This is a genomic window from Sorangium sp. So ce204, assembly GCF_051526795.1.
In the GTDB taxonomy this organism is placed as follows: Bacteria; Myxococcota_A; Polyangia; order Polyangiales; family Polyangiaceae; genus Sorangium; species Sorangium cellulosum_B.
Genome location: NZ_CP150317.1, coordinates 7968394 through 7992618, shown reverse-complemented (window position 1 = coordinate 7992618; position 24225 = coordinate 7968394). Strand labels below are relative to the sequence as shown.

General features: G+C 70.1%; 16 protein-coding genes and 1 pseudogene. 8 read left to right on the top strand and 9 right to left on the bottom strand.

Annotated elements, in window-relative coordinates; translation table 11 throughout:
- Positions 1-49 precede the first annotated feature (49 nt).
- From WMF22_RS29690 to WMF22_RS29680, 3 genes and pseudogenes are all read right to left on the bottom strand, one after another.
- On the bottom strand, positions 50-6100 hold the full coding sequence (locus WMF22_RS29690; protein WP_438031959.1) for an AAA family ATPase: 6051 nt from the start codon (positions 6098-6100) through the stop codon (positions 50-52).
- A gap of 134 nt (positions 6101-6234) precedes the next feature.
- Positions 6235-6687 carry a P1 family peptidase gene (locus tag WMF22_RS29685; RefSeq protein ID WP_438031958.1) on the bottom strand — a complete coding sequence of 151 codons (453 nt, stop codon included), beginning with the start codon at positions 6685-6687 and terminating at the stop codon, positions 6235-6237.
- A 66-nt stretch (positions 6688-6753) separates the two neighbouring features.
- Positions 6754-7118 (bottom strand): annotated as a pseudogene (locus WMF22_RS29680) (P1 family peptidase); the annotation flags it as partial.
- A gap of 318 nt (positions 7119-7436) precedes the next feature.
- Here WMF22_RS29680 and WMF22_RS29675 point away from each other — a divergent pair.
- Positions 7437-8432 carry a quinone oxidoreductase family protein gene (locus WMF22_RS29675; protein ID WP_438031957.1) on the top strand — a complete coding sequence of 332 codons (996 nt, stop codon included), beginning with the start codon at positions 7437-7439 and terminating at the stop codon, positions 8430-8432.
- A gap of 66 nt (positions 8433-8498) precedes the next feature.
- Here the strand turns inward: WMF22_RS29675 and WMF22_RS29670 are convergent, their stop codons facing one another.
- The 3 genes from WMF22_RS29670 to WMF22_RS29660 form a co-directional block, all read right to left on the bottom strand.
- A complete protein-coding gene (locus WMF22_RS29670; RefSeq protein ID WP_437293378.1) occupies positions 8499-9485 on the bottom strand; it encodes an HTTM domain-containing protein in 987 nt (328 codons plus the stop codon).
- A gap of 4 nt (positions 9486-9489) precedes the next feature.
- Complete coding sequence (locus WMF22_RS29665; RefSeq protein WP_438031956.1) at positions 9490-10278, bottom strand: DUF5819 family protein; 789 nt, start codon at positions 10276-10278, stop codon at positions 9490-9492.
- A 235-nt stretch (positions 10279-10513) separates the two neighbouring features.
- Positions 10514-10924: a hypothetical protein gene (locus WMF22_RS29660; RefSeq protein ID WP_437293376.1), complete on the bottom strand. Its 411-nt coding sequence runs from the start codon at positions 10922-10924 to the stop codon at positions 10514-10516.
- A gap of 574 nt (positions 10925-11498) precedes the next feature.
- Here WMF22_RS29660 and WMF22_RS29655 point away from each other — a divergent pair.
- The gene (locus WMF22_RS29655; protein WP_437293375.1) at positions 11499-11792 is read left to right on the top strand and encodes a hypothetical protein; all 294 of its coding nucleotides are present in this window, start codon (positions 11499-11501) and stop codon (positions 11790-11792) included.
- Positions 11793-11958: 166 nt separating this feature from the next.
- Here WMF22_RS29655 and WMF22_RS29650 read toward each other — a convergent pair whose 3' ends face one another.
- Positions 11959-12438 (bottom strand): YbhB/YbcL family Raf kinase inhibitor-like protein, encoded by a 480-nt coding sequence (locus WMF22_RS29650; RefSeq protein WP_437293374.1) that lies wholly within the window; start codon positions 12436-12438, stop codon positions 11959-11961.
- Positions 12439-12489: 51 nt separating this feature from the next.
- Positions 12490-13833 (bottom strand): erythromycin esterase family protein, encoded by a 1344-nt coding sequence (locus tag WMF22_RS29645; protein WP_437293373.1) that lies wholly within the window; start codon positions 13831-13833, stop codon positions 12490-12492.
- Positions 13834-15128: 1295 nt separating this feature from the next.
- On the opposite strand from WMF22_RS29645, the gene WMF22_RS29640 reads away from it, so the two are divergent.
- From WMF22_RS29640 to WMF22_RS29620, 5 genes are all read left to right on the top strand, one after another.
- Positions 15129-16244, top strand: coding sequence for a glucuronyl esterase domain-containing protein (locus WMF22_RS29640; RefSeq protein WP_437293372.1), 1116 nt, complete (start codon positions 15129-15131; stop codon positions 16242-16244).
- A 478-nt stretch (positions 16245-16722) separates the two neighbouring features.
- Positions 16723-17529, top strand: a complete 807-nt coding sequence (locus tag WMF22_RS29635; RefSeq protein ID WP_437293371.1) for a hypothetical protein — start codon at positions 16723-16725, stop codon at positions 17527-17529.
- A 226-nt stretch (positions 17530-17755) separates the two neighbouring features.
- Positions 17756-18913 carry a sensor histidine kinase gene (locus WMF22_RS29630; protein WP_437301629.1) on the top strand — a complete coding sequence of 386 codons (1158 nt, stop codon included), beginning with the start codon at positions 17756-17758 and terminating at the stop codon, positions 18911-18913.
- Positions 18910-19566, top strand: a complete 657-nt coding sequence (locus tag WMF22_RS29625) for a response regulator (RefSeq protein WP_437293370.1) — start codon at positions 18910-18912, stop codon at positions 19564-19566. The genes WMF22_RS29630 and WMF22_RS29625 overlap by 4 nt, the downstream gene beginning before the upstream one ends.
- A gap of 130 nt (positions 19567-19696) precedes the next feature.
- Positions 19697-20428 (top strand): DUF2306 domain-containing protein, encoded by a 732-nt coding sequence (locus tag WMF22_RS29620; RefSeq protein ID WP_437293369.1) that lies wholly within the window; start codon positions 19697-19699, stop codon positions 20426-20428.
- Here the strand turns inward: WMF22_RS29620 and xylA are convergent.
- Positions 20409-21740 carry a xylose isomerase gene (gene xylA, locus WMF22_RS29615; RefSeq protein ID WP_437293368.1) on the bottom strand — a complete coding sequence of 444 codons (1332 nt, stop codon included), beginning with the start codon at positions 21738-21740 and terminating at the stop codon, positions 20409-20411. The two genes, WMF22_RS29620 and xylA, sit on opposite strands and share 20 nt — an antisense overlap.
- Positions 21741-22570: 830 nt before the next feature.
- Between xylA and WMF22_RS29610 the strand changes: the two genes are divergently transcribed.
- Positions 22571-24148 (top strand): hypothetical protein, encoded by a 1578-nt coding sequence (locus tag WMF22_RS29610; protein WP_438031955.1) that lies wholly within the window; start codon positions 22571-22573, stop codon positions 24146-24148.
- Positions 24149-24225 lie beyond the last annotated feature (77 nt).

The window sequence follows — 24225 nt, the reverse complement described above, 5'->3', positions numbered from 1 at the left end:
CACGAGCAAACGGCGCGGAGCAGCGCCGGCTTCGGCCCCCGGTGAACGCTCACGCCGGCGGGAGAAAGGTGCCCTGGCCTTCCGTCTCCGCCTCCGGCGGGTGCAAAGGCAGCTCGACGATGAACGTGGCGCCCGCGCCCAACCTGCTCTCGACGCGGATGGTGCCGCCGTGGGAGGTGACGATCCACCGGACGATGTAGAGGCCGAGGCCGAGGCCGCCGAAGTTGCGGACGGAGACGGCGCGCTCGAAGCGCTCGAAGATCCTGGCCTGGTCGGCCTCCGCGATGCCCATGCCATGATCGCGGACGACGAGCAGCGCGCGAGCGCCCTCGCGGCGCACGATGACGTGAATGAGGCCCCCCGCGCCGTATTTGATCGCGTTGGACAGGAGGTTGATGAGGACCTGCTCCATGCGAGACGGATCCCAGTGTCCCGTCACGGGCTCGTCCAGCTCGAGCTGGGTGCGGCAGCGGGCGTCGGTGAGCTGCTGGTGCATCCGCTCGACGACCTCGCGCGCCAGGGCGGCCAGATCGACGGGCGCGCGAGAGAGGGTGAGCTGGCCGGCGTTGAGGCGGGTGACGTCGAGCAGCTCGTTGACCAGGTGGGCGAGGCGCGCGATCTGGCGGTTGAGGAGCTGGATCGCGGCGTCGATGCGCTCCGGAGCGACCTCGGCGCGCTGGAGGCGGGGCAGGAGCCTGGCGAGCAGGTGGGCTTGCATCGTGAGCGAGGTGAGCGGTGTCTTGAGCTCGTGCGAAGCGACGAGGAGGAACTCGTCGCGGCGCTCGATGGCCTCCTGGGCCTCGGCGAACAGGCGGCTGTTGTCGAGGGCGAGCGCGGCGCGGCTCGCCAGCTCCTGGGCCAGCCAGAGGTCGGCGGGGCCGTAATGGTGCCGTGGCGCGGCCGCCAGCAGGGTCATGACCCCGAAGCGCCGGTCGCGCGCGAGGAGCGGGACGCGGAGGAAGGAGTGAACGCCGAGCGGATCGAGGAGGGGCGCGGCGCGGACGTCGCCTATCTCGGGCCGGTCCGGCGACGCCGCCGCCAGGGGCCGCAGCGCGTCCGTCACCGCGCCCGCGAGCTCGACCGGCATCCCCGCGGTGACCGTCCGCCCCGGGGCGTCCTGGGTGAGGTCCACGTCGATGACGCACCGGTCGGCCAGCGCCGGCAACGCGAGCTGCGCGACGCTGTCGAGGGTGGCGCCGTAGCCGAGGGCCATGAGCTTGCGGCTCGCGTCGGCCAGGAAGCGCTCGGCGAGCTCTGCGCGCTTGCGCTCGGTGATGTCGGTGCAGATGCCGCAGAGCACGCCGGGCATGACGCTCTCGCCGAGCGGGAACTTGAGCGACAGGTAGATGCGTGGCTCGCCCTCTTTCGTCAACACCTCCTCCTCGAACTCCATCGGCTCGCCCGCGTCGAGCACCCGCCGGTCGTTGTCTCGGATGACCTCGACGTCCGCCCCCTGATAGAGCTCGGCGTCGGTCTTTCCGAGGAGCTCATGGCCCGGAACGCCGGCGACGCTCCCTGCGTGGCGGTTGGCGAGCAAATACCGGCCTTCGCGATCCTTGAGGAAGATGGCCGCGGCGGAGTTGTCGACGATGGCCTGCAGCGTCACCTGGTTGGCCTTCAGCGCCTGCTCTGCCCGGCGCCGCTCGGCGTTCTCCTGCTCGATATCGGCGTAGAGCATGGCGTTCTCGAGCGAGATGGCCGACTGCGAGGTGAGCAGCTCGAGCACGGTGAGCCGCCCGGGCGTGAACGCCCCCGCCACGAGCCCGTTCTCCAGGTAGAGCACGCCGAGCAGCCGGGCCTGCCGCATGATCGGGAGGCACAGCACCGATCTCGGCCTCTTGCGGCTGAAATACTCGTCTTCCGAGAACGGGTGCCTGGCCGTCGCGTCGTCGAGCAGCACGCGCTCGTGGCTGCGGCGAACGTAGTTGAGGATGGATTGCGGCAGCGCCGCCGCCTCGCCCGCGTCGAGCAGCCGCGTCGCGCCCCCGGACGTCGCGATCGCCGCCGCCGTCGACAGGCGCTCCTCCCGGACCAGCAGCACCACCCCCTCTCCGGCGCCCGCGTGCTCGACGACGATGCGCAGGAGCATCTCGAGCAGGCGCGGGAGCTGGAGCTCGCCGGAGATGCTCTGAGAGGCCTTGACGACGGAGAGGACGTCGAACTGCTCGGCGCGTACGGCGAAGGTGACGGTGGGGGCGATCGGCTTTCGCTCGACGAGGAAGGGATACCGCTGGTCGAGCTGCTCGACCTTGGCGTGCGCGCCCCAGCGGAAGTAGGCGGCGCGGGCGTCCCGCAGGTAGGCGTCGGCGGGCGTGGACAGGCCGCGATCGCGGTAGAACCGGGCGGCGAGCTCGCAGGCGATGGCCTCGTGCTGGACGAAGCCGTTCTCCCGCGCCGAGGAGATCGCCTGCTCGTACAGCCGGATGGCCTCGGGCTCGTGCCCGAGGAGCCGGGCGATCTCGGCTCGGACCAGGGCGTGTTTGTGGAGGAAGTTGTCGGGGCAGCTCGCGGCCCACGCGCCGAGCTGTCGCTCGCTCTCGAGGAGGCCCTCGGGCAGCGCCTGCGCCGGCGACCGCCGCGCTTCGTGCGGCTTGGGCGCGCCACCGTCGGCGTCGACGAGCGCCGCGAGCGAGAGCGCGTGAACATAGCAGTTCTCGGCGATGAGCGCGTAGGGCTCGTTCCTGAAGGGGTGATCGACGATCACGCGCGTCGCCGCGGCGAGCGCCTCTCTGTAAGAGCCGAGGGCGAAGAGCGCCCGGGCCTTCATGCTGAAATGGAGGCCGCGGGCGCCCCGCATATCCCCCTCGTCGAGCCGCGCCTCGAAGGCCGGCGGATCCAGCTCGGAGCCGTCGAGCGTGGAGAAGCGGACCGGCCTCCCGCGCAGCGTCTGGATGACGGCGTGGGCGCTGGCCAGGACGCCGTAGGCGAACGCGTAACCGGCCTTGCGCACGAAGCGGCTGCGCTCCTCGACCTCGTGGAGGACGTCCTCCAGCGGCTCGCCGGCGAGCATCGGGAACAGCGGAGCCCAGACGCAGTTGAAGCACGCCATGCGCATATCGCCGGACTCGACCGCGGCGCTGAACCCGGCGCGCGTGTAGGGGTACGTCTCCCGGTAGTGGCGTGTCCAGAAGACGACTTGCTGTCCGAAGAGGGTGAATACCAGCGACTTCACGGTGAGGAGCTCGCTCCTGTCCGCGAGGTCGTAGCCGAGCTTTCCGAACCTGTAGGCCTCGCGGTATCGCCCGAACCGCGGGCCGAACATCCGCGCGAAGGCCGCGTACGCGTGGGCGGAGCTCTCCGCGTTGCCGTAGCGCAGGCCGAGCTTCACCTGACGCAGGACGATGAGGTAGTGCAGGTCCTGGTCCACGAAGATCGCGGGGCCGGCCACGCTTTGCAGCACGGCCATGGCGACCTTGCACTCCGGGTGCTCCATGGGGGGCAGGCGGATGAGGTCCTCGATCGCCCGGTCGCCGAGGGCTTGCCAGAGGCTCTCGGTCTCTTTTTTGACCTGTGCGTCGGTGGGGTGGAGTGGAAGATCGATATCTCGGGCGCGGAGCCACGCGAGCGCGAGGTCGACGGCGTGGTCGGACCGCCCTCGGGTCTGGTAGAAGCTTACGGCGAGCTCGACGACCGCGGCGCGATCGAGCTTGTTCCTCGCGCGCTCCAGGAGCTCCTCGATCAGCCGCTCGGCCTCCTCGATGTTGCCGGTGGCGTAGGCGGCGTGCGCGCGCTCGAGGCTGAGGGGATAGACCAGATCGTACCGAGTCGCCCAGCGCTCGCGGGGATCTTGCGCGAGGAGGGCCAGGCCGGCGGCGAAGAGGGCGGCGGCAGACTGGTAGGCGGCGGCGGCCTCGGCCTTCCTGCCGGCGCGGAGGTTGAGGGCGGCGAGCTCGTCGCGCTCGGCCTGGGAACGGAGGAGCGCGGCGCCGCGGTTGAGGTGGCTCACGATGTCGAAGAGCGCGTCCTCGCGCTCGTCCGGTCTCCGCCCCTTCAAGAGCAGCTGGCCGATCCCGAGGTGCACCTCGGCGAGCTGCCCGGGCGGGATGAGCGAATACGCGGCCTGCTGCACCCGGTCGTGGAGGAAGCGATAGACGCTGTCCCGGCGGAGCAGCAGCCCCTCCCGCACGGCCTCCGCGAGCGCCGTGCGCAGGGCCTCCGCCGGCCTTCGCGCGACGATCGCGAGGGTGTCGAGGTCCACGCTGCCGCCGAGGCAGGCGGCGAGCTTGAGCGCGTCGCGCGTCGGGACCGAGAGCCGCTCCAGCTTGCCCACCATCAGCTCGACGATGTTGTCGGTGAAGCCCTTGTCGCGGATGGCGGCGATGTCCCACCGCCATGCGCCCTCGTCCGCATCGAAGGTGATGAGCCCCTCTTCGTGCAGGGCGATGAGGAACTGGAGCACGAAGAACGGGTTGCCGCCGGTCTTCTCGTGGACGAGCTGCGAGAGCGGCTCGACCTCTGCTTCGGGTGCGCGGACCGTCTCGGCGACGAGCGCGCCGACGTGGGCGGCGGAGAGCGGCTCGAGGACGATGTCGCCCACGGCGGCGCCGCGCTTTCGGATCTCGGCGAGGGTGAGCCGGAGCGGGTGCGCGGGGCCGACCTCGTTGTCGCGATACGCGCCGATCAGCAGCAGGTGCGCGTCGCCGGCGAGGGTGGCGAGGTGCTCGAGCAAGTGGAGGCTGCCGGCGTCGGCCCATTGCAGGTCGTCGAGGAAGAGGGCGACGGGGTGCTCCTTGCGGGCGCATGCGGCGACGAAGCGCTGGAGCGTGGCGAGCAGCCGGCTCTGGGCCTCGGCGGGCGGGAGCTCGGGCACGGGGGGCTGCGGGCCGAGGAGCAGGGCGAGCTCGGGGAGCATGTCGGTGAGCAGCCCGCCGCTCGCGCCGACGGCCTCGCCGAGGCGTTCTCGCCAGCGCTCGACCTGCTGCTCGCTCGCGCCGAGGATCTCCTGCACGAGGCCCCGGAAGGCGTGAAGGAAGGGGCGGTAGGGGACGTCGCGCCTCAGCTGATCGAACTTGCCGGAGAGGAAGGAGCCGCGCTCGCGCACGACGGGCCCGTGCAGCTCGGCGACGAGCGAGGACTTGCCGATGCCCGAGTAGCCCGAGACGAGCACGAGCTCTGGCCGGCCGCTCGCGACGACGCGCTCGAACGCGGCGCGCAGCGCCTCCACCTCGCGCTCGCGGCCGTAGAGCCGCTGCGGGATCTGGAACCGATCGGAGACGTCGCGCAGTCCGAGCGGGAAGGCGTCGATGGCGCCGCGCTGGCGCAGCTGGGAAAAGCACGTGTCGAGGTCGTGGCGCAGGCCGAGCGCGCTCTGGTACCGCTCCTCGGCGGCCTTGGAGAGCAGCTTGAGGACGACGGCGGAGAGCTGGGGTGGGATCGAGGGGACGAGCGCGTGGGGCGGCCGCGGCGCCTGGGCGATGTGGCAATAGACCCACGCGACGGGGTCGCTGGCCTGGAAGGGCAGGATGCCAGTCAGCATCTCGTAGAAGGTGACGCCGAGGGAGTACAGGTCGGTCCGCTCGTCGACCCAGCGGTTCATGCGGCCGGTCTGCTCCGGCGCCATGTAGGCGAGCGTGCCCTCGATGAGCCCGTCGTGGGCGAGCTCCTGGGCCTCGCGCGGCGAGAGGGAGGCGATGCCGAGATCGGTGATCTTCACCTCGCCGGTGTCGGGGTTGTAGAGCAGGTTCTGGGGCTTGATGTCCTTGTGGATGACGTGGTGTCGGTGGAGCTCTGCGAGCGCGGCGGCGAGGCGGAGGGCGAGGGGGAAGAAGCGCTCGATCGACATCCCGCACATCGGGCGCATGGGCCCGTCGCCATCGAGCAGCCGGTCGAGCGAGCGGCCGCCGAAGTCCTCGAGGACCAGGGTCATCCGGTCGCGGAACGGCTCGATACCGTAGGCCTTGACGACTGCGGGCGACTTCAGCGCCCTGGCGACCTCGAGCTCGTGCTGGAGCCTGCCGAGGGCGCGGGGGCTCGCGTGATCGCGCCGCAGGGCCTTGAGCACCACCGGCCGGCCGTCCTCCTCGCGCCGCGCGCGGTAGAGGATCGTGTCCGCACCTTGGTGCAGCACCCCCAGTACGCGGTAACGTGGACTGTCGGTCATAAAGGGAGGGTGTCCAGAGCCGGATTGGTCTCCGAGGCGCCCGGTCGATTCGTGATGTTGCCAAAAGCACCTCGCTGCGCCACGGGAAACGGCGGCGAGCTCTCGCTCCGGCCCGCCCGCAGCGGTCTCCTGCGTCATGCAGGGCGGGAGCGGCCGGACGGACGCTGGACGCCGTGCCTCGACAGCACCTCACGGACGCGATCCAGCGGAATGGCGTCCACGGTGCGACCGCTCCCCGTGGTGGTCTCGGCCGTGAAGAGCGAGTTGTAGATGGCCTCCTCCGTCGCCTCGATCACGGCCTGAAAGAGGGCGGACGTCTCCTGGTTCGAGAGCTCCGTGATCGCGAGCCGCTTCGCGCCGGAGCGGCGCCGCACCGAGGCGCTCGTCGAGAAGGCGATCGCGTAGTCGCCGGAGCCGTTCGCGCCGGAGGATCCGGTGCGCGGGAGGCCCAGGATCGCGCGGGCGGCGAGCCGCCCGAGGTTGCGATCCGACAGCGGCGCGTCGGTCGCGACGAGGATGAGGATGGAGCCGTCCCCCGCCGCCGCCTCGACCTGCGACCGGAAAGCGTGGCGGCCCGGAACGCGCAAAGCGTGGTCGTGAGGAGAATGGGAGTTTCCAGCTCACCCAGCTCGCGGACCTGGGTCGCGCCGACGAGCTTGCCAAACCCGTTGCCCACGTGGATCGCCCCGGGGACGCGGTCGAGGTAGAGGTTCCCCCCGTGGGGGAATACGGCGGTGACGCCGGTGCGGATCGCGTCTCCCTCGATCAGCGTCGCGTGCCCGACGCGCACGCCGCCCACGTCGGTGATCGCGTTCAGCGGGCCCGGGTCGAAGATGCCAGGCGCGACGCCGAGATCACGCGCGCGCACGGCGTCTCCCGCGCGCTTCGTGGATCCGGGCGCGAAGGGCGCGCTGCCCGCCTCGTCCGGGCGGCGAGCGATCGGGCAGCGGCAGGACGAGGCGGCCAGGCGCGACGTGCGGCCCGGTGACGGGACGCGGCCGAGAGAGGGTTTCGGCATCCACGGGGAGCGGCGATATCAACCTCCGTGCCAGGCGCGTCGGACGCCGCCCGAGCAGGCCGTGTCCTTGGCGGTGCGCCGCGAGCGATCCGAGCCGCGGTGCGAGCCGAGATCGCGCGCCTGAGCAGGGGTTGACCAACTCGGGGTGAGCGACCGCGCTCCCCACTCGATATTGTTAAATGTATTACATAACGGTGAGCGCATGGCGATTCCCGGAGAGCGCAGATCGCGACGAACCGGTCGGGACAGGGCCGCCGCCGGCGGCCACACTGCGCCCGAGCGGCCGCACGCCGGCGTCGCTCGAGAGGACTGCAACGCATGAAGGCAATCGGAATCCATCAACATGGCGACGCCTCGCAGCTCGTGCCGCTGGAGCTGCCCGAGCCGGCGCCCGGACCCCATCAGGTGCGCGTGCGCGTGATCGCGTCGTCGGTCAACCCGGCGGACATCCGGGCGCGCTCGGCGGCGCTCGGGCCGCGCCGCATCGAGCGGCAGTTTCCGCTGGTGCTCGGCTATGACGTCTCCGGGATCGTCGACGCGGTCGGCCCCGGCGTCGACGATCTCGCGGTCGGAGACGAGGTGTTCGGCTCACCCAGCCTGTTCGGGCAGGGCGCGAACGCGGAGCGGGTGGTGGCCGACAGCCGCACCCTCGCGCGCAAACCGGCGGCCCTCTCCCACGAGCAGGCTGCCTGCCTGTCGCTCGCGGGCGTCACGGCCTGGGAATGCCTCTCGCGCGCGCGGCCCGCGCCCGGCGCCGCGGTGCTGGTCACCGCGGGCGCGGGCGGCGTGGGCCATCTGCAGCTGCAGCTCGCGCGTCACCTCGGGCTGCGGGTGGTGGCGACCGCCAGCCGACCGGAGTCGACGGCGCTCTGCCGCGACCTCGGCGCGGCGGTCGTGCTCGATTACACGACGCAGGACGTGGGCCAGGCGTGCCGGGACCTGACCGGTGGGGCGGGCGTCGCGGTGGCCTTCGACAACGCCGGCGGCCGCGCGCTGGATCAGGCGCTCGACGCCGTGGCGCCGATGGGCACCGTGGTGAGCATCGTGCCGACGCCCGCGCCGGTCGCGGACAGGCTGTTCATGAAGGCGGCGTCGCTCCTCTATCACGTGATGGGGGCTGCCACGATCTGGCGGCTCGACCCGCACGCGCAGGGCCGCGCGCTCGCCGCGGTGGCGGAGCTGGCGGCGCAAGGCCACATCAGGCCCATCGTCAGCGCGAGCTACCCGGTGCGCGAGCTCTCGCAGGCGCACCGCGCCATCGAGTCGGGCCGCACGATCGGGAAGATCGCGATCCGCGTGGCGGAAGGCTGGTGAGGCCGGGCGGGGATCGCTGGGAGGCAGGGGGAGATCGGGCGGGCGCTCGAGCGCGCCCGCGCCGCGCTACTTCGTCTGGATCCGGCGCGCGGGCAGGAGGCGCCGGAGCGAGGGCGCCTCGAAGGACACGAGCCGCCTGGCGAACGCGCCGATCGCCCGGTATTCCGCGTCCGCGATGAGCGCGAGCTCGACGCTGATCATGAATACCGCGAACGTGCCGAGCCCCATCATGACGGCGATGCCGGCGTGGAACAGGAACGCCGCGGCGAGCGAGAGCCTGCGTGTGTGCCGGTTCAGGGCGAACAGGAACGGGAAGCTGAGCTGGAACCCGACGGTCGCGTAGGTCAGCGCCGTCACCACCGCCACGCTGCGGGAGAGGCTGTCGCTGTGGCCGGGCCACGTGAACTCGCCGACGCGGGTGATGTAATAAAGGGCCGTCCCGTTCTGCCACAGCTCCCCCTGCACCTTGTAGAGCCCCGCGACCCCGTAGACCAGGCACACCTGGACGGCGCAGGCGAGGATCGCCGCGTTGTGGAGCATCGCCTTCATCCGCTGGAGCTCCCCGCCGCGCTCCCGCTGCGCGCGGAGGCGATCGGCGTCGAGCGAGAAGTACGCGCCGAGCTCGGCGAAGATGCCGTACAGCAGCGCGAGCCGGACGAGGTTGTCGCCGCCGTCGAGCAGGACGGGGTTCCGCTGATGCAATGACCAGAGCCCGACATAGGTGAGCAGCGACATGAGCCGCGTGCGGAAGCCGATCACCCACAGCGCCGTGAACAGCATGGCGAGGTGGAAGACGACCTCGAAGTAGAGCGGCGACCTGCTGAGCAGGTAGATCGAGAACGCGCCGGTGTTGTGGGCCTCCTCGAGCGACCGCGCGAAGGGCCACACCCCCTCGGGGCCATAGAGATAATGGCGCTGGAAGTAGTTGGCCAGGTAGAGGTGGAGGATGGTCAGTCCGGCGACGATCCGGAAGAGGCTGGCCCCGATCAGGCAGCGCTCGCGGCTCGCGAGCGCCACGATGCGGTGCCAGCGTGCGTTCAGCTTGCTCAGCATGGCGTCACCTCTCCTCCGCGGCCGCCGCCTGGAGGGCCACGGGCGTCTCTCGTCTGTCCTCGGTCGTCGCGTCCAGCGGCGCCACCGGTCGATGGGGAGCCCAGTCGAAATCATAGTACGTCAATTCACCCTTCGAGTCGGGCAGGTCGCGCCGGGAGAAGCGCGGGAATTTCAGCACCGCCAGGCGCATCCGCACCGCGGCGGTGCGGCTCGGGCCGTACAGGCTGTCACAGTGCGCGGAGCCGGCCCGCTCCAGGACGCTCTTGCCGAGCTGACCGACGGCTTCCTGCTCCTTCTTCACCTCGTCCCTGAGCATGTCGGCCACCTGCGCATCGGACGCCTCCGCGCCGCCTCCGCCCGCCTGCGCGCGCGTGCGCTGCTGATCGAGCTTCTTCGCCATCTGCAGCGACGTCGGATCGACGGTGTAGATCATGCGCGCCGCGCCCGTCACCGATCGTCCGAGGCGCGTCGCGGGGCCGAGCCGGTTCTCCAGGTGGGATTCCCAGTAGGGGGTCGTGATATCGGTCCACCCGGTCTCGGTCGTGCTCCCGTCCGGCTCGCGCAGGCGGCAGGCGACCATCACGAGGCGCGTGTCGGTGATGGGATCGGGGGCGAAGAGGTGCCAGTTTTGCTCGAAGAACGGGTTCATGTAGCCGCTGATGAGCCGCGCGAAGCGGAGCTGGAGCGGGTTCTGCGGCGTCAGGTAGCCCAGTGTCATCGCGAAATGAAAGCAGAGCGCCGCGGCGAGCAGCGCGGGCGCGGACGTCGAGAGCACACGGAGTAAACGGCGCATGGTTTCGTCCATCCCGGGTTCGGGGTCGTCGGAGAGGAGGCCGCGCGCGGCCGGAGCGCCGCGCGCGGCCCGTGGATGCTCCGGCCCCAGCGGGCCGGCCGGGGCCGTTCGAGGCCGCCGGGGTGCGGAGCGGGGCGGAGCCCCGAGGAAACCAGCCAGGTCTGCCCGCGCGAGGCCGCGGCGAAGCGGCGCAGAGGTCCGGCCATCCCTGGCCGGACCTCTGGCGGGCGGAACGCTAGTTGTCGAAGAGGATGTCTGCTTGACCGGACGCCGGTGCGTCGTTCAGCGCGATCCTCCTCCAGCCTCCGTGGCCACGGCCGTGGCCGCCGCGGCCGTGGAAGCCCCCTGCGTTGGCCGTCGCGACACCGACGTTGCCGTACCCGCCGGCCTGGGCGACCGACGACTGGGCGACGGACCCCGAGGTCCCGATGGCGATGCCGGCGAGGCCGATGTTCGTCGAGGTGGCCACGTTGGCCCCAGGGTACCCGCTGTAGTACGCCACCTTCTCGGGGATCCCGGCGCTCGCCTCGGCGTTGAGGACTGAGCGACCCCTCAGGCTCGAGGTGGCGGGCGTCGCCGCCTGCGCCATCGCCACGCCGACGAACAACGACAACCCAGCGACCGCGGTGATGATCTTTCGTGTCATGTTCTTCCTCTTTCGTTCGATCTCGTGATGGTTGATGGTCAGAGAGGTCAGACACGCCAGCTGCGTTTGCCGACCGCGCGGAGCCCCTGCGTTCGAGCAGCTCCACCGGGCTCGGTGCATCAGGCCAGCTCGCGGGTCATGTGCCCCTGTGTCCTGCTTGCGGTCGAACGTAAGAGCACCCGTCGTGCCAGCCGCGTTCTCCGCTGGCCAGCGCGCGCCGCGCCCTCTCACAGCGCCAATGTGGGGCCGCGGCCGCTCGGCGGCGCCATTCACCGGCGGCCGGCTTGCGTGTTCGAGCAAACCATCGCGCGCAACCCTTTGCTCGGATTGTCGCGTTCGAAGCGACGATCTCGCCGCCCGTGGTGAGGATACGGCAGGACAGGCGAGCTCAACCCGCGCGGCCGGGCTGGCTCCGCCGTGCGAACACCGCGGACGCACGCGGGGCAGCGCTCCCGTACCTGCCGCGGCGCCGCGAGCTCGGCCGCCGGCCGCGCCGTTCGGCACGCCGCGTGCTCGGCCCCTGCCCATCAAGGATGCCCATTCATGGAAGCATCGCTGACCAGGAGGAGTGAAGATGCGCGGTACGCTGTTATCGGTGTTCGTGTTGTCGGTGCTGCCCGCTTCCACGGCGCTCTGGAGGAGCGCGGCCGCGGAGGCGGTGGACGGCAGAGCGGGGGTGTTGGTCGAGGCCAATGAGCCTGACCTTTCGCAGGCCAGCGAGGCCGAGATCGCGGCGGGCGTCGAGGGGGTCTCGGTCGCCTCGTGCGTCGCCACCTGCCCGAAGGGCGATAAGGTCGTCACGTGTCCTGATGGAGTGTGTCAGTGCTACTGTGACGATGACGGCCGCCCGGTCTGTACATGCGAATGAGCGCGCGCCGGAGGCGCGTTCATGGCGAGGTGTAGATTCGTGGTACGGGCTCATCCGCCGGGCAGGCGAGCGAGGCGTACGGAGGTACGCCGCAGCGAGTCGAGCGACGCGGATGAGCCCGTGGCGCACGAAGGCGAACGCGCGCGGGGGCCGGCGGCGCTCGGCTCTACGAGCCGCCCCGCTTCTGGTACGTCCCGACGAGCTCGACACGCGCGAGGACGTGTCCTTCCATCGCCTTCTCGAGCTCCACCTTCGTGAGCCCGCCTCGCGGGGGCAGCACCGTGTCGAGCGCATACAGCTTGAAGAAGTAACGGTGTTTGCCGATCGGCGGGCATGGGCCGCCATAGCCGGCGCGCTTCCAGTCGTTCCTTCCCTCGAGCGTGCCTGTCGGCAGATCGGCCTTGCGCGCGCCCTCGGGCAGGCCGCTGGCGTCGGGCGGGATGTTGTAGAGCACCCAGTGGACCCACGTCGTCTTGGGGGCGCGCGGATCGGGCGCGTCCGGGTCGTCGACGATGAGCGCAAGGCTCCTCGTGCCGCCGGGGATACCCGACCAGGAGAGCGCGGGCGGCACGTCCTTCCCCTCGCAGGTGTGCACGATCGGGATCACGTCGCCATGGTGGAAATCGGGAGATTGTAACGAGAGCATCGGTTCACCTCGCCCAGCGCGCTTTGCACTGCGCGCGCCATGCAGCCGGCGTCAGACGCCGGAGGGGTAGGTCTCCGGCGGCTCCTTCTCGGCCCGCGGCGCGAGGTGCAGCGGCCGGACGGCCTGTGACTCATCGACGAAGAGGAGCGCGTCGTAGCGGCGCGGCAGCACCGTCGGCACGTAGTTCCCGTACCCGTCGTACTCGGGGTGGTAGACGACGCCGACGGCGCGGTGGCCGCGCCAGGCCAGCGACTCCTCCGGCAGCCGCCCCGGCTCGAAGATCAGCAGCTGATCCCGGCCGCCCGCCTCGTGCAGCAGGTCTTCCCAGCTCTCGGGCCGCCCGACCGGCAAGCGCATCACCTCCATCGGCGCGTCCCACGCCCGGGCGGCGATCACGGTGCCGCGGTGGGCGCCGAAGGCGACGAGCGCGACGCGCTCCTCCCCGTGGCGCTCGCGGGCGAGCTGGCCGAGGTTCACCTCGCCCCGCTCCGCCATGTCGGTGAAGCGCGCGTCGCCGATGTGCGTGTTGTGCGCCCAGACGATCGCGCGGCCGCGCGGGCCGTGCTGCTCGAGCAGCCGATCGAGCGTCTCGGCCATGTGCCGATCGCGGACGTTCCACGACGCCGCGTCGCTGCGCACCATCGCCCGGTAGTAGGCCTCGGCGTTCTTGACCACGAGCGCGTTCTGCTCGGCGACGAAGTGCCCGTCGCGCCCGTCGGCGCCGAACTCCGGCGCTCTCTCGCGCACCTCGGCGAGCAGCTTGACGGCCTCCGCCTGGCACGACTCCGGCACGAGCACCGTCGCCCGGGCGTACTCCTGGGCGTCGTCGGCGTACGGCTCGAAGCAGCGCAGCGCGCGCCGCGCGGCCGGCAGCGCGTCGGGGGCGGCCCCCTCCAGGTAGCGCATGACCTCGCGGAGCGAGTCCCAGAGGCTGTAGACGTCGAGCCCGTAGAAGCCGACCCGCTGCTCCTCGGGCCGACCCTCGTTGTGCCTGCGCAGCCACTCGACGAGATCGGCGACCTCCTCGTTGGCCCACATCCAGGTCGGCCAGCGATCGAAGGCGCGCAGCACCGCGCGGGCGCTGCTCCCCGCGTCCGCGTAGCCCTTCACATAGCGGTTGACGCGGTAGCAATCGGGCCAGTCGCCCTCGACGGCGATGAAGGAGGCCCCCGCTTCGACGATCAGCCGCCTGGAGAGCGCTGCCCGCCACGTGTAGAACTCGCGCGTCCCGTGCGTCGCCTCGCCCAGGAGCGCGCAGCGCGCGCCGCCGATGCGCTCGATCAAGGGGTCGAGATCGGCCGTGGAGCGCAGCGGCCGAGCCAGCGCGCGGAGCGCGGCCACGAGGTCGGGCGTCGCGCGCGTCCGCGGCTCGATGAGGCGTCGCAGTCGAGCCATGATGGGATCCTCCTGGGGCGCGGCGCCGGAACGGCAAGCTCGCGCGGGGTGTGCAGGCCGCCTGGCGGCGGAAGAAGGGCCGCCCGGCGCCGTTGAGCCCGCGCCTCCGCCGGCACATCGCCGCCGCAGTCCGGTTCGTCCTCCGACGATGAGCAGATGACCAGACTCTGCGTCAACGCGACGCGACGAAAAAAGTCTCGCCAACGAGCGTCGCTTCCTCGGATGCCCCGCAGGTGCGAGCTTTCGCGAGGTGTTCCCGGAGACGATCCGGATCACATCGACTGCAAGCTTGTTGAATATTTGCATCCCGACCAGATGCTGCCTGCTCCGGTCGTACGATTCCCAGCGATAAGCGTGATCGAACTGCCCTCGGCTGGGAATGGGCATCTGGTGATGTCGTTCCGGCCAGCCTTCTCCAGACCTCTCCCCCGAACGGCCCTCCTCCCCTGTTCGTCGCGTGCGGCCCGAGCGACAGCCCCGAGACCACCGGCTCCGAGGCTCTTTCCTCCGGACCCGGCTGGAACGGAGGCGTCGTCCGGGAAGAGCTTCTCCTCATCATCATCGAGCGACGTCCGCCCGCCGCAGGCGACTGCAGAGAGCACAGCGAGGAGGCGAAGAGCTCGAGCGGAGCGCAGAGCCAGATCCGGGACTGGCTCCCCCGATCCCCGGGAGCGCCGTTCTCATAGCTCGATTGACGGGTCCTCGGCTTGACGGCGAACGACTCGCACCGCGCCCTGGAGTTTCTCGTTCACGTGCCACTGGCATAGTCAGCGCGCAAGTTCGCCCACGTCACGAAAGCATCGTCACCAACGCGAAAAACGCACAAATTTCCCTATCGTCTGCTATAAGTACGGCGGTTTGCCCGCGTGTCACGTACTACGTGTCAAGGACCGCGTGTCGCATTCCGCCACTGCACTCGAAACATGGAGGCCTTCATGTCTGTCCGTTCTCGTGCCTCGCGCAAATTAACCGCTCTCGCGATCCCCGTCCTCGCCCTCTTGAACTTCCCTGGCTGCGCTTCAGAAGTAGGAACCGGCGGTGCCGGGGGAGATGCTTCGGGCTCAGGCGGCGGGACACCGAGCGGGAGCGGGGGGGTCACCACGGGTGCGGGCCCCGCGAGCAGCGGTGCTTCCACGGGCGGCGGCGCCGCGACGAGCGGAGCCGGCACGGGCGGCGGCGCCGCGACGAGCGGAGCCGGCACGGGCGGCTCCCCGGCTGGCGCGACCAGCGGGACTGGCGGGGCCAGCGCGACCAGCGGGACTGGCGGCGGCGAGTTCAACTGTGTCCTGCCCACGTTGCCCGAGCCGAGTGGTCTGACCGAGGTCAACCGGAAGCTCCCGGATCCGTTCACGTTCTTCAACGGAACGAAGGTCACGACCAAGGAGCAGTGGGAGTGCCGCCGCAAGGAAATCCTGGCCATGGCGGCCAAGTACCTTTACGGTCCGGTTCCTCCCGAGCCGGATGAGGTGACCGGAACCGTATCCGGAGGTACCGTCTCGATCACCGCCAAGGCAGGTGGAAAGACAGAGACCTTCTCGGCGAGCATCAGCGGATCCGGCAGCGCGATCGCCCTCAAGCTGTCGGGTGGGATCTTCCCGTCGAGTCATAAAACGCTGTCGTTTGGGAGCGGCTTTCAAGACAAGATAAAGAATCTTTTCGGCCTGTCCGAGGTCAACACCAACATCGCCAACGGGTGGATGATCGACCGGGTGATGGACGTGCTGGAGAAGAACCCGGGCAGCGGACACGATCCCACGAAGGTGATGGTGTCGGGGTGCTCCGGATGTGGAAAGGGTGCTTACCTGGCGGGTGTCTTCAGTCGTGCGCCGGTGGTCGTCATCGTGGAGTCGGGCGGTGGTGGTGTAGCCAACCTGCGCCAGGCGGAGTGGTTCAGGCACGGTGAAGGTGGTTCTGTCTGGCAGTGCCGGGATGCCAAGCCTCAGAGCATCGACAACCTCGAGGACAACGGTATCTGCGGACCCTGGGTGACCGGCGCGGCCCGCTGGCTCCGGAGCGACCCCTCGAAGGTGTACAACCTCCCCTTCGATACACACATGCTCCTGGCGACCATCGCTCCACGGCACCTGGTGCACTTCACGAATGCCAACGGCAAGGACTCCTGGTGCCACCTGGGCGGGACCTGCGAGGCGCTCTCCGCATGGGCGGCGAAGCCGGTGTGGAAGGCGCTCGGCGTCCCGGAGCGCATGGGTTTCCAGATGTACAGCGCGAGCCACTGCGCCGCCTCGGGCTCTCAGACCGCTCTTGCAGGCGAGATGTTCAAGCGAGCGTTCGACGGCAATGCCAGCGCAAACACGGACGTGATGGGCATCCTGGACAATGGCGTTCAGCAGCCGGTCAGCGAATGGGAAGACATGTGGATTGACTGGGATATGGATACGGTGCTGCAGTAGTGATGCCCTTGGGGGGTATGAACGCCATTCTGGCCTTGCCCCCCCCATTGGGCGTGATTTCCTGGCGTCGATCATTCGAAGCTTCCCTCCCCGAGAGCCCCCGGTCTCCGTGCCATTCCGCGAGGGCCGGCCCCCTCACCACCATCGGTCACCCACGTGAACGTGGTCGTGGTCGTCAACGGTACGCCGTGAACGACCACGACCACGTAAACGTTCGGATGTAGCAAAACGCGGCGCGAAGCTTCAACGCCTGTGCGGGCGCCCGGCCCGGCGGCATTCCGGCGCGGACGGAGGTAATCGAGGTCGTTGCAGTTCGCCGTCGCCTCGGGCGCCGTTGTGGGCTTGACGCTCCGGGAACGTTTCGATTTCCTCCTCTCTCATGAACGGTGTGAATTCAGCTGCCGGAACTGCCGGAGAAGGCGCAAGAATCCGACGGTCGGCTCGATCGTGGCTTGACCGGCTCACGTCGATGGTCGCGGTGTCGTTGCTCGTCGCGTGCGGGTCGGGCGATGGGAACAGCGCCGGCGCGGGCGACACGATCACGGGGGGCTCGGGCGGCGCAACGAGCGGGGCGTCTCACGGTCCGTCGGGAGGTCTGGGCGGGGGCGGCGACGGCGGCGGCGCGGGGGAGGGCGGCTCGGGCGGAGACACGGACCCTGGCGCGACGTCGGGCGCCTCTGCCGGGGGCGCAGGGGGGGCCGGAGAGGGCGGCGCTGGAGATTGCGAGAGCGGCCCGGAGGCGCTCGAGGGCAGCGTCCATCAAGGCGATCTGCTCATCGCGTCGGACGCGGACGCCCTCGCGGCGCGCGCTTACTCCACGATCAACGGCACGATCTCGGTCAGCCCCGACTTCGCCGGAACGCTCGACTTGCCCAGCTTGCTCGAGGTGGGCGGTATCCAGGCCGAGGGCAGCGCCTCGAGCGGGGAGCTGGTCACGGCGCAGATCAAGGCGATCCGCATGCCGAACCTGGTGCGCGTTCGCGGTACGTTGTGGATCTATCTGGCGTTCGAGCTGCTGGAAGCCGACTTTCGCAAGCTCGAGGCCGTCGACGAGCGGTTCTGGATCCATCGAAACCCGGAGCTCGCGACGCTGCGGCTCGACGCCTTGCGCAGCGTGGGCGAGGACGTACAGATCACCGACAACTTCAAGCTCCCGGCATGCGCCCTCGAGAGGATCGAAGCCAACCTGAGCGCGGCCGGCACCACCAGCATGAACATCTCCGGAGGCTTCCAGGAGACCGGCTGTGAATGCAGGCTCGTCTGCGGACAGGGGCTCTGCTTGTAACGAGCGCCGGTCCGTGGCCGAGTCGAGGACGTGAGCCACCGGACAGGGGAGGCCTCCCTGCCGGCGGCTTCGGGGCGTCGATCCGCGCGGCGCGACGGACCATCGCGAGAGCGCCCCCATCGAGACCTCGTGCACGGCGTCCATCCGGTCTATGCTGCGACCAGCACGCCAGGTCGTCGTGCTGGTTCGCTCGAGCGATGGGCATGGAGTCAACCCGGCCCTCATCATGAGGCAGGTGCGCGCGTTCTTTCGATCCGTGTGGTCCGAGCCGCGAGCGCCGCACCCCCCTCGACGCGTCCGGATGGACTGGGTGCTCGTGGCCGTGTTCGCCGCGCTCGGGTCGCTCGAGGTCGCGATCCGGCGCGACCTGCCGTGGCGGATCGCATCGCTGGTGCTCTGCATCGGGCTCTTGCCGACGCTGCTCTGGCGGAGGACCAGGCCGCTGCAGGTGGTCGTGATCGCGTTCGGCCTTCTCATCGCGAACCAGCTCGCCGTGATGGCGACCGGCAGCGCGTCGCCGGGGCTCTACGCGATGGTCTACATGGTGCTGCTGCCCTATTCGTTGTTCCGGTGGGGTACGGGGCGTGAAGCGATGATCGGGCTGCCGATCATGGTGACCTCGGCGGCGGTCGACATGATCCGTTCTCATGCCAGGACCGGCGATGTCATCGGGGGCTACGCCGTCCTGCTCTCCACGATGGCGCTCGGCGCGGCCGTGCGCTACCGGGATGGCGTGCGCCTGCGAGAGCTCGATGAAGCCAAGCTGGCCGAGCGAGAGCGGATCGCCCGCGACCTGCACGACACCGTGGCCCACCATGTATCGGCGATCGCGATCCGCGCGCAGGCTGGCCTCGTCGCCGCGTCGGCTCGCCCCGAGGCGCCCGTCGACGCGCTCCGCGTGATCGCGGACGAGGCGTCTCGCGCCCTCGGCGAGATGCGCGCGATGGTCCGGCTCCTGCGTCGCGGCGAGCCGGCCGAGCTCGCGCCGAGCCCGCGGGTCGCCGACCTCGGACAGCTCGCGGGCCCATCCGCCACAGGCGCTCCCGTCGAGGTGAAGTTGACAGGGAGCTTCGATGATCTGCCATCGTCGGTCTCCGCCGCGATCTTTCGCCTCGCGCAGGAGGCGATCACCAACGCTCGCCGACACGCTCGCCACGCGACCCGGATCGACGTGGAGGTCACGGCCGACGACACGTCCGTGCGCTTGCGGGTCACCGACGACGGCCAGGGGGCCCACGCCGGCGATCCCACGTCGGCGGGATACGGGCTGGTCGGCATGATCGAACGAGCGACGCTGCTCGGCGGTACGTGCCACGCGGGCCCGGGCCCACGGCGCGGCTGGACGGTGACGGCCGTGCTGCCTCGGAATGGACGGACAACATGAGCATTCGCGTCATCGTCGCCGACGACCAAGAGATCGTCCGCACCGGGCTCACCATCCTCCTCGACGCCCAGCCTGACATCGAGGTCGTGGGCGTCGCCGACGACGGACACAAGGCCGTCGAGCTGGCGCTCGCCCTCCGCCCCGACGTGTGCCTGTTCGACATCCGCATGCCCGGGATCGACGGCATCGAAGCTACCCGACGGCTCGCCGGCCCGACCGTCGACCGCCCTCTGGCGGTCGTGGTGATCACCACCTTCGATCATGACGACTACGTGGTTTCTGCCCTCAAGGCCGGCGCCCGCGGCTTCTTGCTGAAAGACGCCGGTCCCGAGCTGCTCGCGCAGGCCATCCGCGCCGCCGCGAGCGGCGACGCCTTGATCGCGCCGCGTGTCACCGCCCGCCTGCTCTCCTCGTTCGCGGCCTCTCGCCCCCAGCTGCCACGAGCACAGCCCGGGGAGGCCCTCACCACCCGCGAGGAGGAGGTCCTCCTCATCGTGGCCCGCGGTCGAACCAACGCCGAGATCGCCGACGAGCTCCACATCAGCCTGAGCACCGTCAAGGCGCACATCGCCAGCCTCATGACCAAGCTCGGCGCGCGCAACCGGGTCGAGATCGCCATCTGGGCCTACGAGACCGGTCGCGTCCGCGACTGACCCGCCGGCCCGGGGCCAGGTGGCGGTGCGCCTGGCCGAAAGTACGATCGCCCCATCGGGCAATCGGCCGACCCAGATCCGACATTTGCGCCAATTGCGAGGCAACGAGGGCCGTCCCTAGCTTTTCGGCATGACGAACGAGAGCACCACGACCCCCTCGGCGAAGCGAGACTGGCTCGTACCCGCGCTGCTGCTCGGCCTCAGCGCGGTCCCCGTGGTGGCCGGCGCCTTCCGCCTGGCCGAGCTGAGCGCCGGCGCCAAGGTCACCCCGGACAACGCCCGCTTCTTCGCTGCGCCCGTGCCCATCGTGCTGCACATTCTCAGTGTCAGCGTATTCTCGGTGCTGGGTGCGTTCCAGTTCTCCTCGGGCGTTCGCCGCCGGAAGCCTCGCTGGCATCGCGCGGCGGGGTGGGCCGTGGCCCCGTCAGGGCTCGTCGCTGCCGCCTCGGGTCTGTGGATGCAGGCGTCCTACGAGCTCCCCAAGGGGGACGGCGACGCCCTCGCCGTCCTCCGGGTGCTGTTCGGCTCTGCCATGTTCATGTCGCTCGTGCTCGGCCTCGTCGCCATCTCGCGGCGCGACTTCGTCCGTCACGGCGCCTTCATGCTGCGCGGCTACGCGATCGGCCTGGGCGCGGGGACTCAGGTGCTGACCCACGTGCCGTGGGTGCTGCTCTTCGGCGCGCCGGGCGAGGGCGTCAGAGCGGTCCTGATGGGCGCCGGCTGGGTGATCAACGTCGCCGTCGCGGAGTGGATCATCCGCAGGAGAGCTGCGTCTCTTCGGAAAGAGAAACAGCCGGGCGCGCAGCTGCGTCGCCCGGCTGTCGTCCCCGCGATCGCTCGGCTTATCGGATCCAGCGATTGACGATGTTCTCGTAAAGCTCTTGCTGACCGCTCGTGAGCTTGACCTCACCGCCGGCGTTGCCGATCTCGGCCAGCTGCTCCAGCGTCAGCTTGCCCTGCTCGAACTCGGCGCCCTTGCCGCCGTCGAAGGACGCGTAACGCGCCTTGCGCATCGCCTCGAGCGGCGACTTGCGGATCAGGTCATCGGCGATGAGGAGCGAGCGGGCGAACACATCCATGCCGCCGATGTGCCCGTGGAAGGTGTCGATGAGATCGCTCGAGTTGCGGCGGCGCTTGGCGTCGAAGTTGACGCCGCCGCCCTGGAACCCACCGCTGCGGAGCAGGATGAGCATCATCTCGACCGTCTCGTTGATGTTGTAGGGGAACTGATCGGTGTCCCACGCGTTCTGGTAGTCGCCCCGGTTGGCGTCGATGCTGCCGAGCATGCCGTTGTCCGCGGCCACCTGCATCTCGTGGTCCATGGTGTGGCCGGCGAGCGTCGCGTGGTTCGTCTCGAGGTTGAGCTTGAAGTCCTTGTCCAGGCCGTGCTCGCGCAGGAACCCGATCACGGTCTCGGCGTCGAAGTCGTACTGGTGCTTCGAGGGCTCCATGGGCTTGGGCTCGATGAAGAAGACCCCCTTGAAGCCGCGCGCGCGCGCGTAGTCGCGGGCGATGGTCAAGAAGCGAGCGAAGTGCGCCTTCTCGCGCTTCATGTCCGTGTTCAGCAGGCTCATGTACCCTTCGCGGCCGCCCCAGAACACGTAGTTCTCACCGTTCAACGCGATGGTCGCGTCGAGGGCGTCCTTGAGCTGGGCGCCGGCGTAGGCCAGCACGGAGAAATCCGGGTTCGTGGAGGCGCCGTTCATGTAACGCGGGTTGGAGAACAGGTTCGCCGTGCCCCACAGCAGCTTGACGCCCGACTGCGCCTGCTTCTGCTTGGCGTACTCGACGATGGTCTGGAGGCGGCGCGACGTCTCGGCGCGGTTCTCGCCCTCCTCCACGAGGTCGATGTCGTGGAAACAGTAGTGCGTCGCGCCCAGCTTGGTGATGAACTCGAAGTTCGCGTCCATCTTCATGCGAGCGCGGGCCAGCGCGTCCTTGCCCTCGTCCCAGGGGAAGTTGATCGTCCCCGGACCGAACGGATCGTGCCCGCGCCCGCAGAACGTGTGCCAGTAACACACGGCAAACTTGAAGTGATCCTTCATGGCCTTGCCGGCGACGACGCGGTTGGCGTCGTACCACTTGAAGGCGAGGGGGTTGTCGGACTCAGGCCCCTCGTAGGGGATCTTGCCAACACCCGGGAAGTACTCTCTGTCTCCAGTGACAACGGTCATAAACGGATCTCCAGCTCGTGGTTTGCGTGTGCCTTAGTTCAGAGGGCGCTTTCGACAACGGTGTCCGCGGGGGTTGCCCCAGGGCTCTGGTCTCCAGGCCAGGGTGGAGGCGGCGTCTCCACGCCCGCGCTGGGCTTCCAGGCATGTTGCGTTTGTTGTGGCTCCGGCGCTCCTCAAGTCAGAACCACCGGCGCGCATCAGTTGCGCGCGTGGCGGAATCGGCGGGCTAGCAATAACATGGTGCCGGGTCGGAGGCTAGGGTGGGCCTCCGGCGCCTCGCACCGTCGACTCTGGCTAGCTGTGCCGCGTCAACCTCCCCGCAGGGGCGAGCCGCGAGACCTCACCGAGGTTGCCTGCGCTGCCCTCGCTGGATCCGCCAAGGCGCTCGTGCTGCCGCTCCCTGCGACGCCGGCCGTGTTGAGCAAGCCGGTCCACGGCGGCGGCATCTTACAGCGACATGGCATTCAAGCGTCTGGCGGCGGAACGTCGACGTGGGCGGTGCCCGAGAGGGGCCGAGCCCTGCGCGTCCGTCGCTTCGCGAGGCAAGGACTCACCCGCGTGGCTTGCAGCCAGCCGCGTTCGCACGGACGCTTCGCTCACCTACCAGGTCAGCGTGTGCGTGTCAACGCTCGCCAGGACCGGCGTGACGGGGGGCGGTCGGTGGTCTGGAGCGGGCGAGACTGCGGCCATCGCGGCGGATCGCGAGCGACGGTCGGCGCCGCAAGCGCGTTGCCCAGGGGCGCCTCGGGTGGCGCAGGAGGCCTTGCCGAGCCGCCGGGCCCCTCACCGGGGGCCTGCGGGGGTAACGTGGCGAGATGTCGAGACGAACCATGCGAGTCATCTGGTCTTTGGTTCTTATTGCCTTGCCCCCGGGCTGCGCTGGCGAGTCGGGCGGCAAGGTGTCGAGCAGTGGCGGAGGCGCATCGAGCGGGAGCGGCGGCGGGGCGTCGAGCGCGAGCAGCGGAGAGGCGTCGAGCGCGAGCGGCGGCGGGGCGTCGAGCGCGAGCAGCGGAGAGGCGTCGAGCGCGAGCGGCGGCGGGGCGTCGAGCGCGAGCAGCGGAGAGGCGTCGAGCGCGAGCGGCGGCGGGGCGTCGAGCGCGAGCGGCGGCGGGGCGTCGAGCGCGAGCGGCGGCGGGGCGGGCGGGGATCCGGGCCCAGGCGCGTGCGGCGTCACCCGCGACCGCATTCGCATCACCCAGGTCGACGTCGGGGGCCGCGTGATCAACAACGAGGATGAGGCCGCGCTGAAGCCGCTCGTCATCTCGCCGATACCGTCCGGCGGGTCGCGCCTGGCATGGATGAGCGACGACGGACAGGTCCACGTGCTCGAGCTCGACGCCGATGACAAGGCCGTGGGGCGCTCGTTCGGCTTGCCGGCGAACGACTTCGCCGACCTCTACGCGGATGACAGCGGCGGCGTGCTGCTGCTCACCCGCGATGCGGAGGGCGGCGGGACGCTGAATTGCGGCGCGCCCTCGAACCTGTGCGGTACGCCGCCGTCCCCTCCGATCGCCTGTCACGACATGTACATGGTCCGCTTCGACGGCGAGCGCGCCACCTGGGCGACGAAGCTCACGAGCTCGAGCGCCGCGCTGCCGCCCTACTCGACCGGCCCCACCGGGCCCGCGGTGTACATGATCTGGTGGTACGCGCACCACGGCCGCATCGCCTTCGACGGCTCGCGCTACGCGGGCTATTTCGGCGCCGCGATCAGCGTCTCGCAAGGCGGGTGCATCAACATCCACCAGGGCGATCGCATGAAGGTCGTCGACGCGAACGGCGCGCTGCAGAGGGACGGCTTCGACTGGGGCTGCAGCCACAGCGGTTACGAGCGCATCCTCTGGGACGACAGCGCCCGGAAGTTCGTGACGGTGTGCAAGACCGACAACAACAACCGCATCGCGTTCGCGCCGGATTACAAGACCATCTATCCGGTCGATCTCGCCTACTCGAACCTTGGGAACCTCGTCACGGCGGCCGGCGGCGGCTACTGGCTCACGACGAGCAATATCCGCTCGGGCCAGCCGGCGGGCGCGAACGGGCTCGCGGAGGTCCGGCTGCTCCACTTCACCGACGGCGCCCCGGACAAGGACCTCACGATCGCCAGCGACGCGGGCATGAACCACCGCGCTCCGCACCTGGCCGCCTACGGCCGCTCCCGCATGCTCGCGGCCTGGGAGACCACGACGAGGGCCGGCGATATCGCCCGCAACGACGCGGCGCGCGCGCTGTTCCTCCAGACGCGCGATCGCGCCACCGGCGAGGCCGAGGGCGAGCCGCTCGAGGTCGACGTGCTCGGCAATCGTTACCAGGACTTCGTCGCGTTTCCCGACGGGAGCGTGGCGTTCGCCGCGCCCGGCAGCTCGAACACCTCGATCCGGGTGCTGCGCATCCTGCCCTGCGAGTAGCGCGCGCCGCGCGGGCGACTCGCCCCCTCCCTGGCGACCTCGGCCGTCGACGGCGGGCCGCGAGCCGGCCCACACAC

Excerpts from the sequence above, each read along its gene's own strand:
- WMF22_RS29610 (WP_438031955.1), top strand. The coding sequence starts at position 22,571 with ATGCGAGTCATCTGGTCTTTGGTTCTTATTGCCTTGCCCCCGGGCTGC.
- WMF22_RS29650 (WP_437293374.1), bottom strand. The coding sequence starts at position 12,438 with ATGCTCTCGTTACAATCTCCCGATTTCCACCATGGCGACGTGATCCCG.
- WMF22_RS29630 (WP_437301629.1), top strand. The coding sequence starts at position 17,756 with ATGAGGCAGGTGCGCGCGTTCTTTCGATCCGTGTGGTCCGAGCCGCGA.
- WMF22_RS29620 (WP_437293369.1), top strand. The coding sequence starts at position 19,697 with ATGACGAACGAGAGCACCACGACCCCCTCGGCGAAGCGAGACTGGCTC.
- xylA (WP_437293368.1), bottom strand. The coding sequence starts at position 21,740 with ATGACCGTTGTCACTGGAGACAGAGAGTACTTCCCGGGTGTTGGCAAG.
- WMF22_RS29625 (WP_437293370.1), top strand. The coding sequence starts at position 18,910 with ATGAGCATTCGCGTCATCGTCGCCGACGACCAAGAGATCGTCCGCACC.
- WMF22_RS29690 (WP_438031959.1), bottom strand. The coding sequence starts at position 6,100 with ATGACCGACAGTCCACGTTACCGCGTACTGGGGGTGCTGCACCAAGGT.
- WMF22_RS29660 (WP_437293376.1), bottom strand. The coding sequence starts at position 10,924 with ATGACACGAAAGATCATCACCGCGGTCGCTGGGTTGTCGTTGTTCGTC.
- WMF22_RS29670 (WP_437293378.1), bottom strand. The coding sequence starts at position 9,485 with ATGCTGAGCAAGCTGAACGCACGCTGGCACCGCATCGTGGCGCTCGCG.
- WMF22_RS29655 (WP_437293375.1), top strand. The coding sequence starts at position 11,499 with ATGCGCGGTACGCTGTTATCGGTGTTCGTGTTGTCGGTGCTGCCCGCT.
- WMF22_RS29665 (WP_438031956.1), bottom strand. The coding sequence starts at position 10,278 with ATGCGCCGTTTACTCCGTGTGCTCTCGACGTCCGCGCCCGCGCTGCTC.
- WMF22_RS29645 (WP_437293373.1), bottom strand. The coding sequence starts at position 13,833 with ATGGCTCGACTGCGACGCCTCATCGAGCCGCGGACGCGCGCGACGCCC.
- WMF22_RS29675 (WP_438031957.1), top strand. The coding sequence starts at position 7,437 with ATGAAGGCAATCGGAATCCATCAACATGGCGACGCCTCGCAGCTCGTG.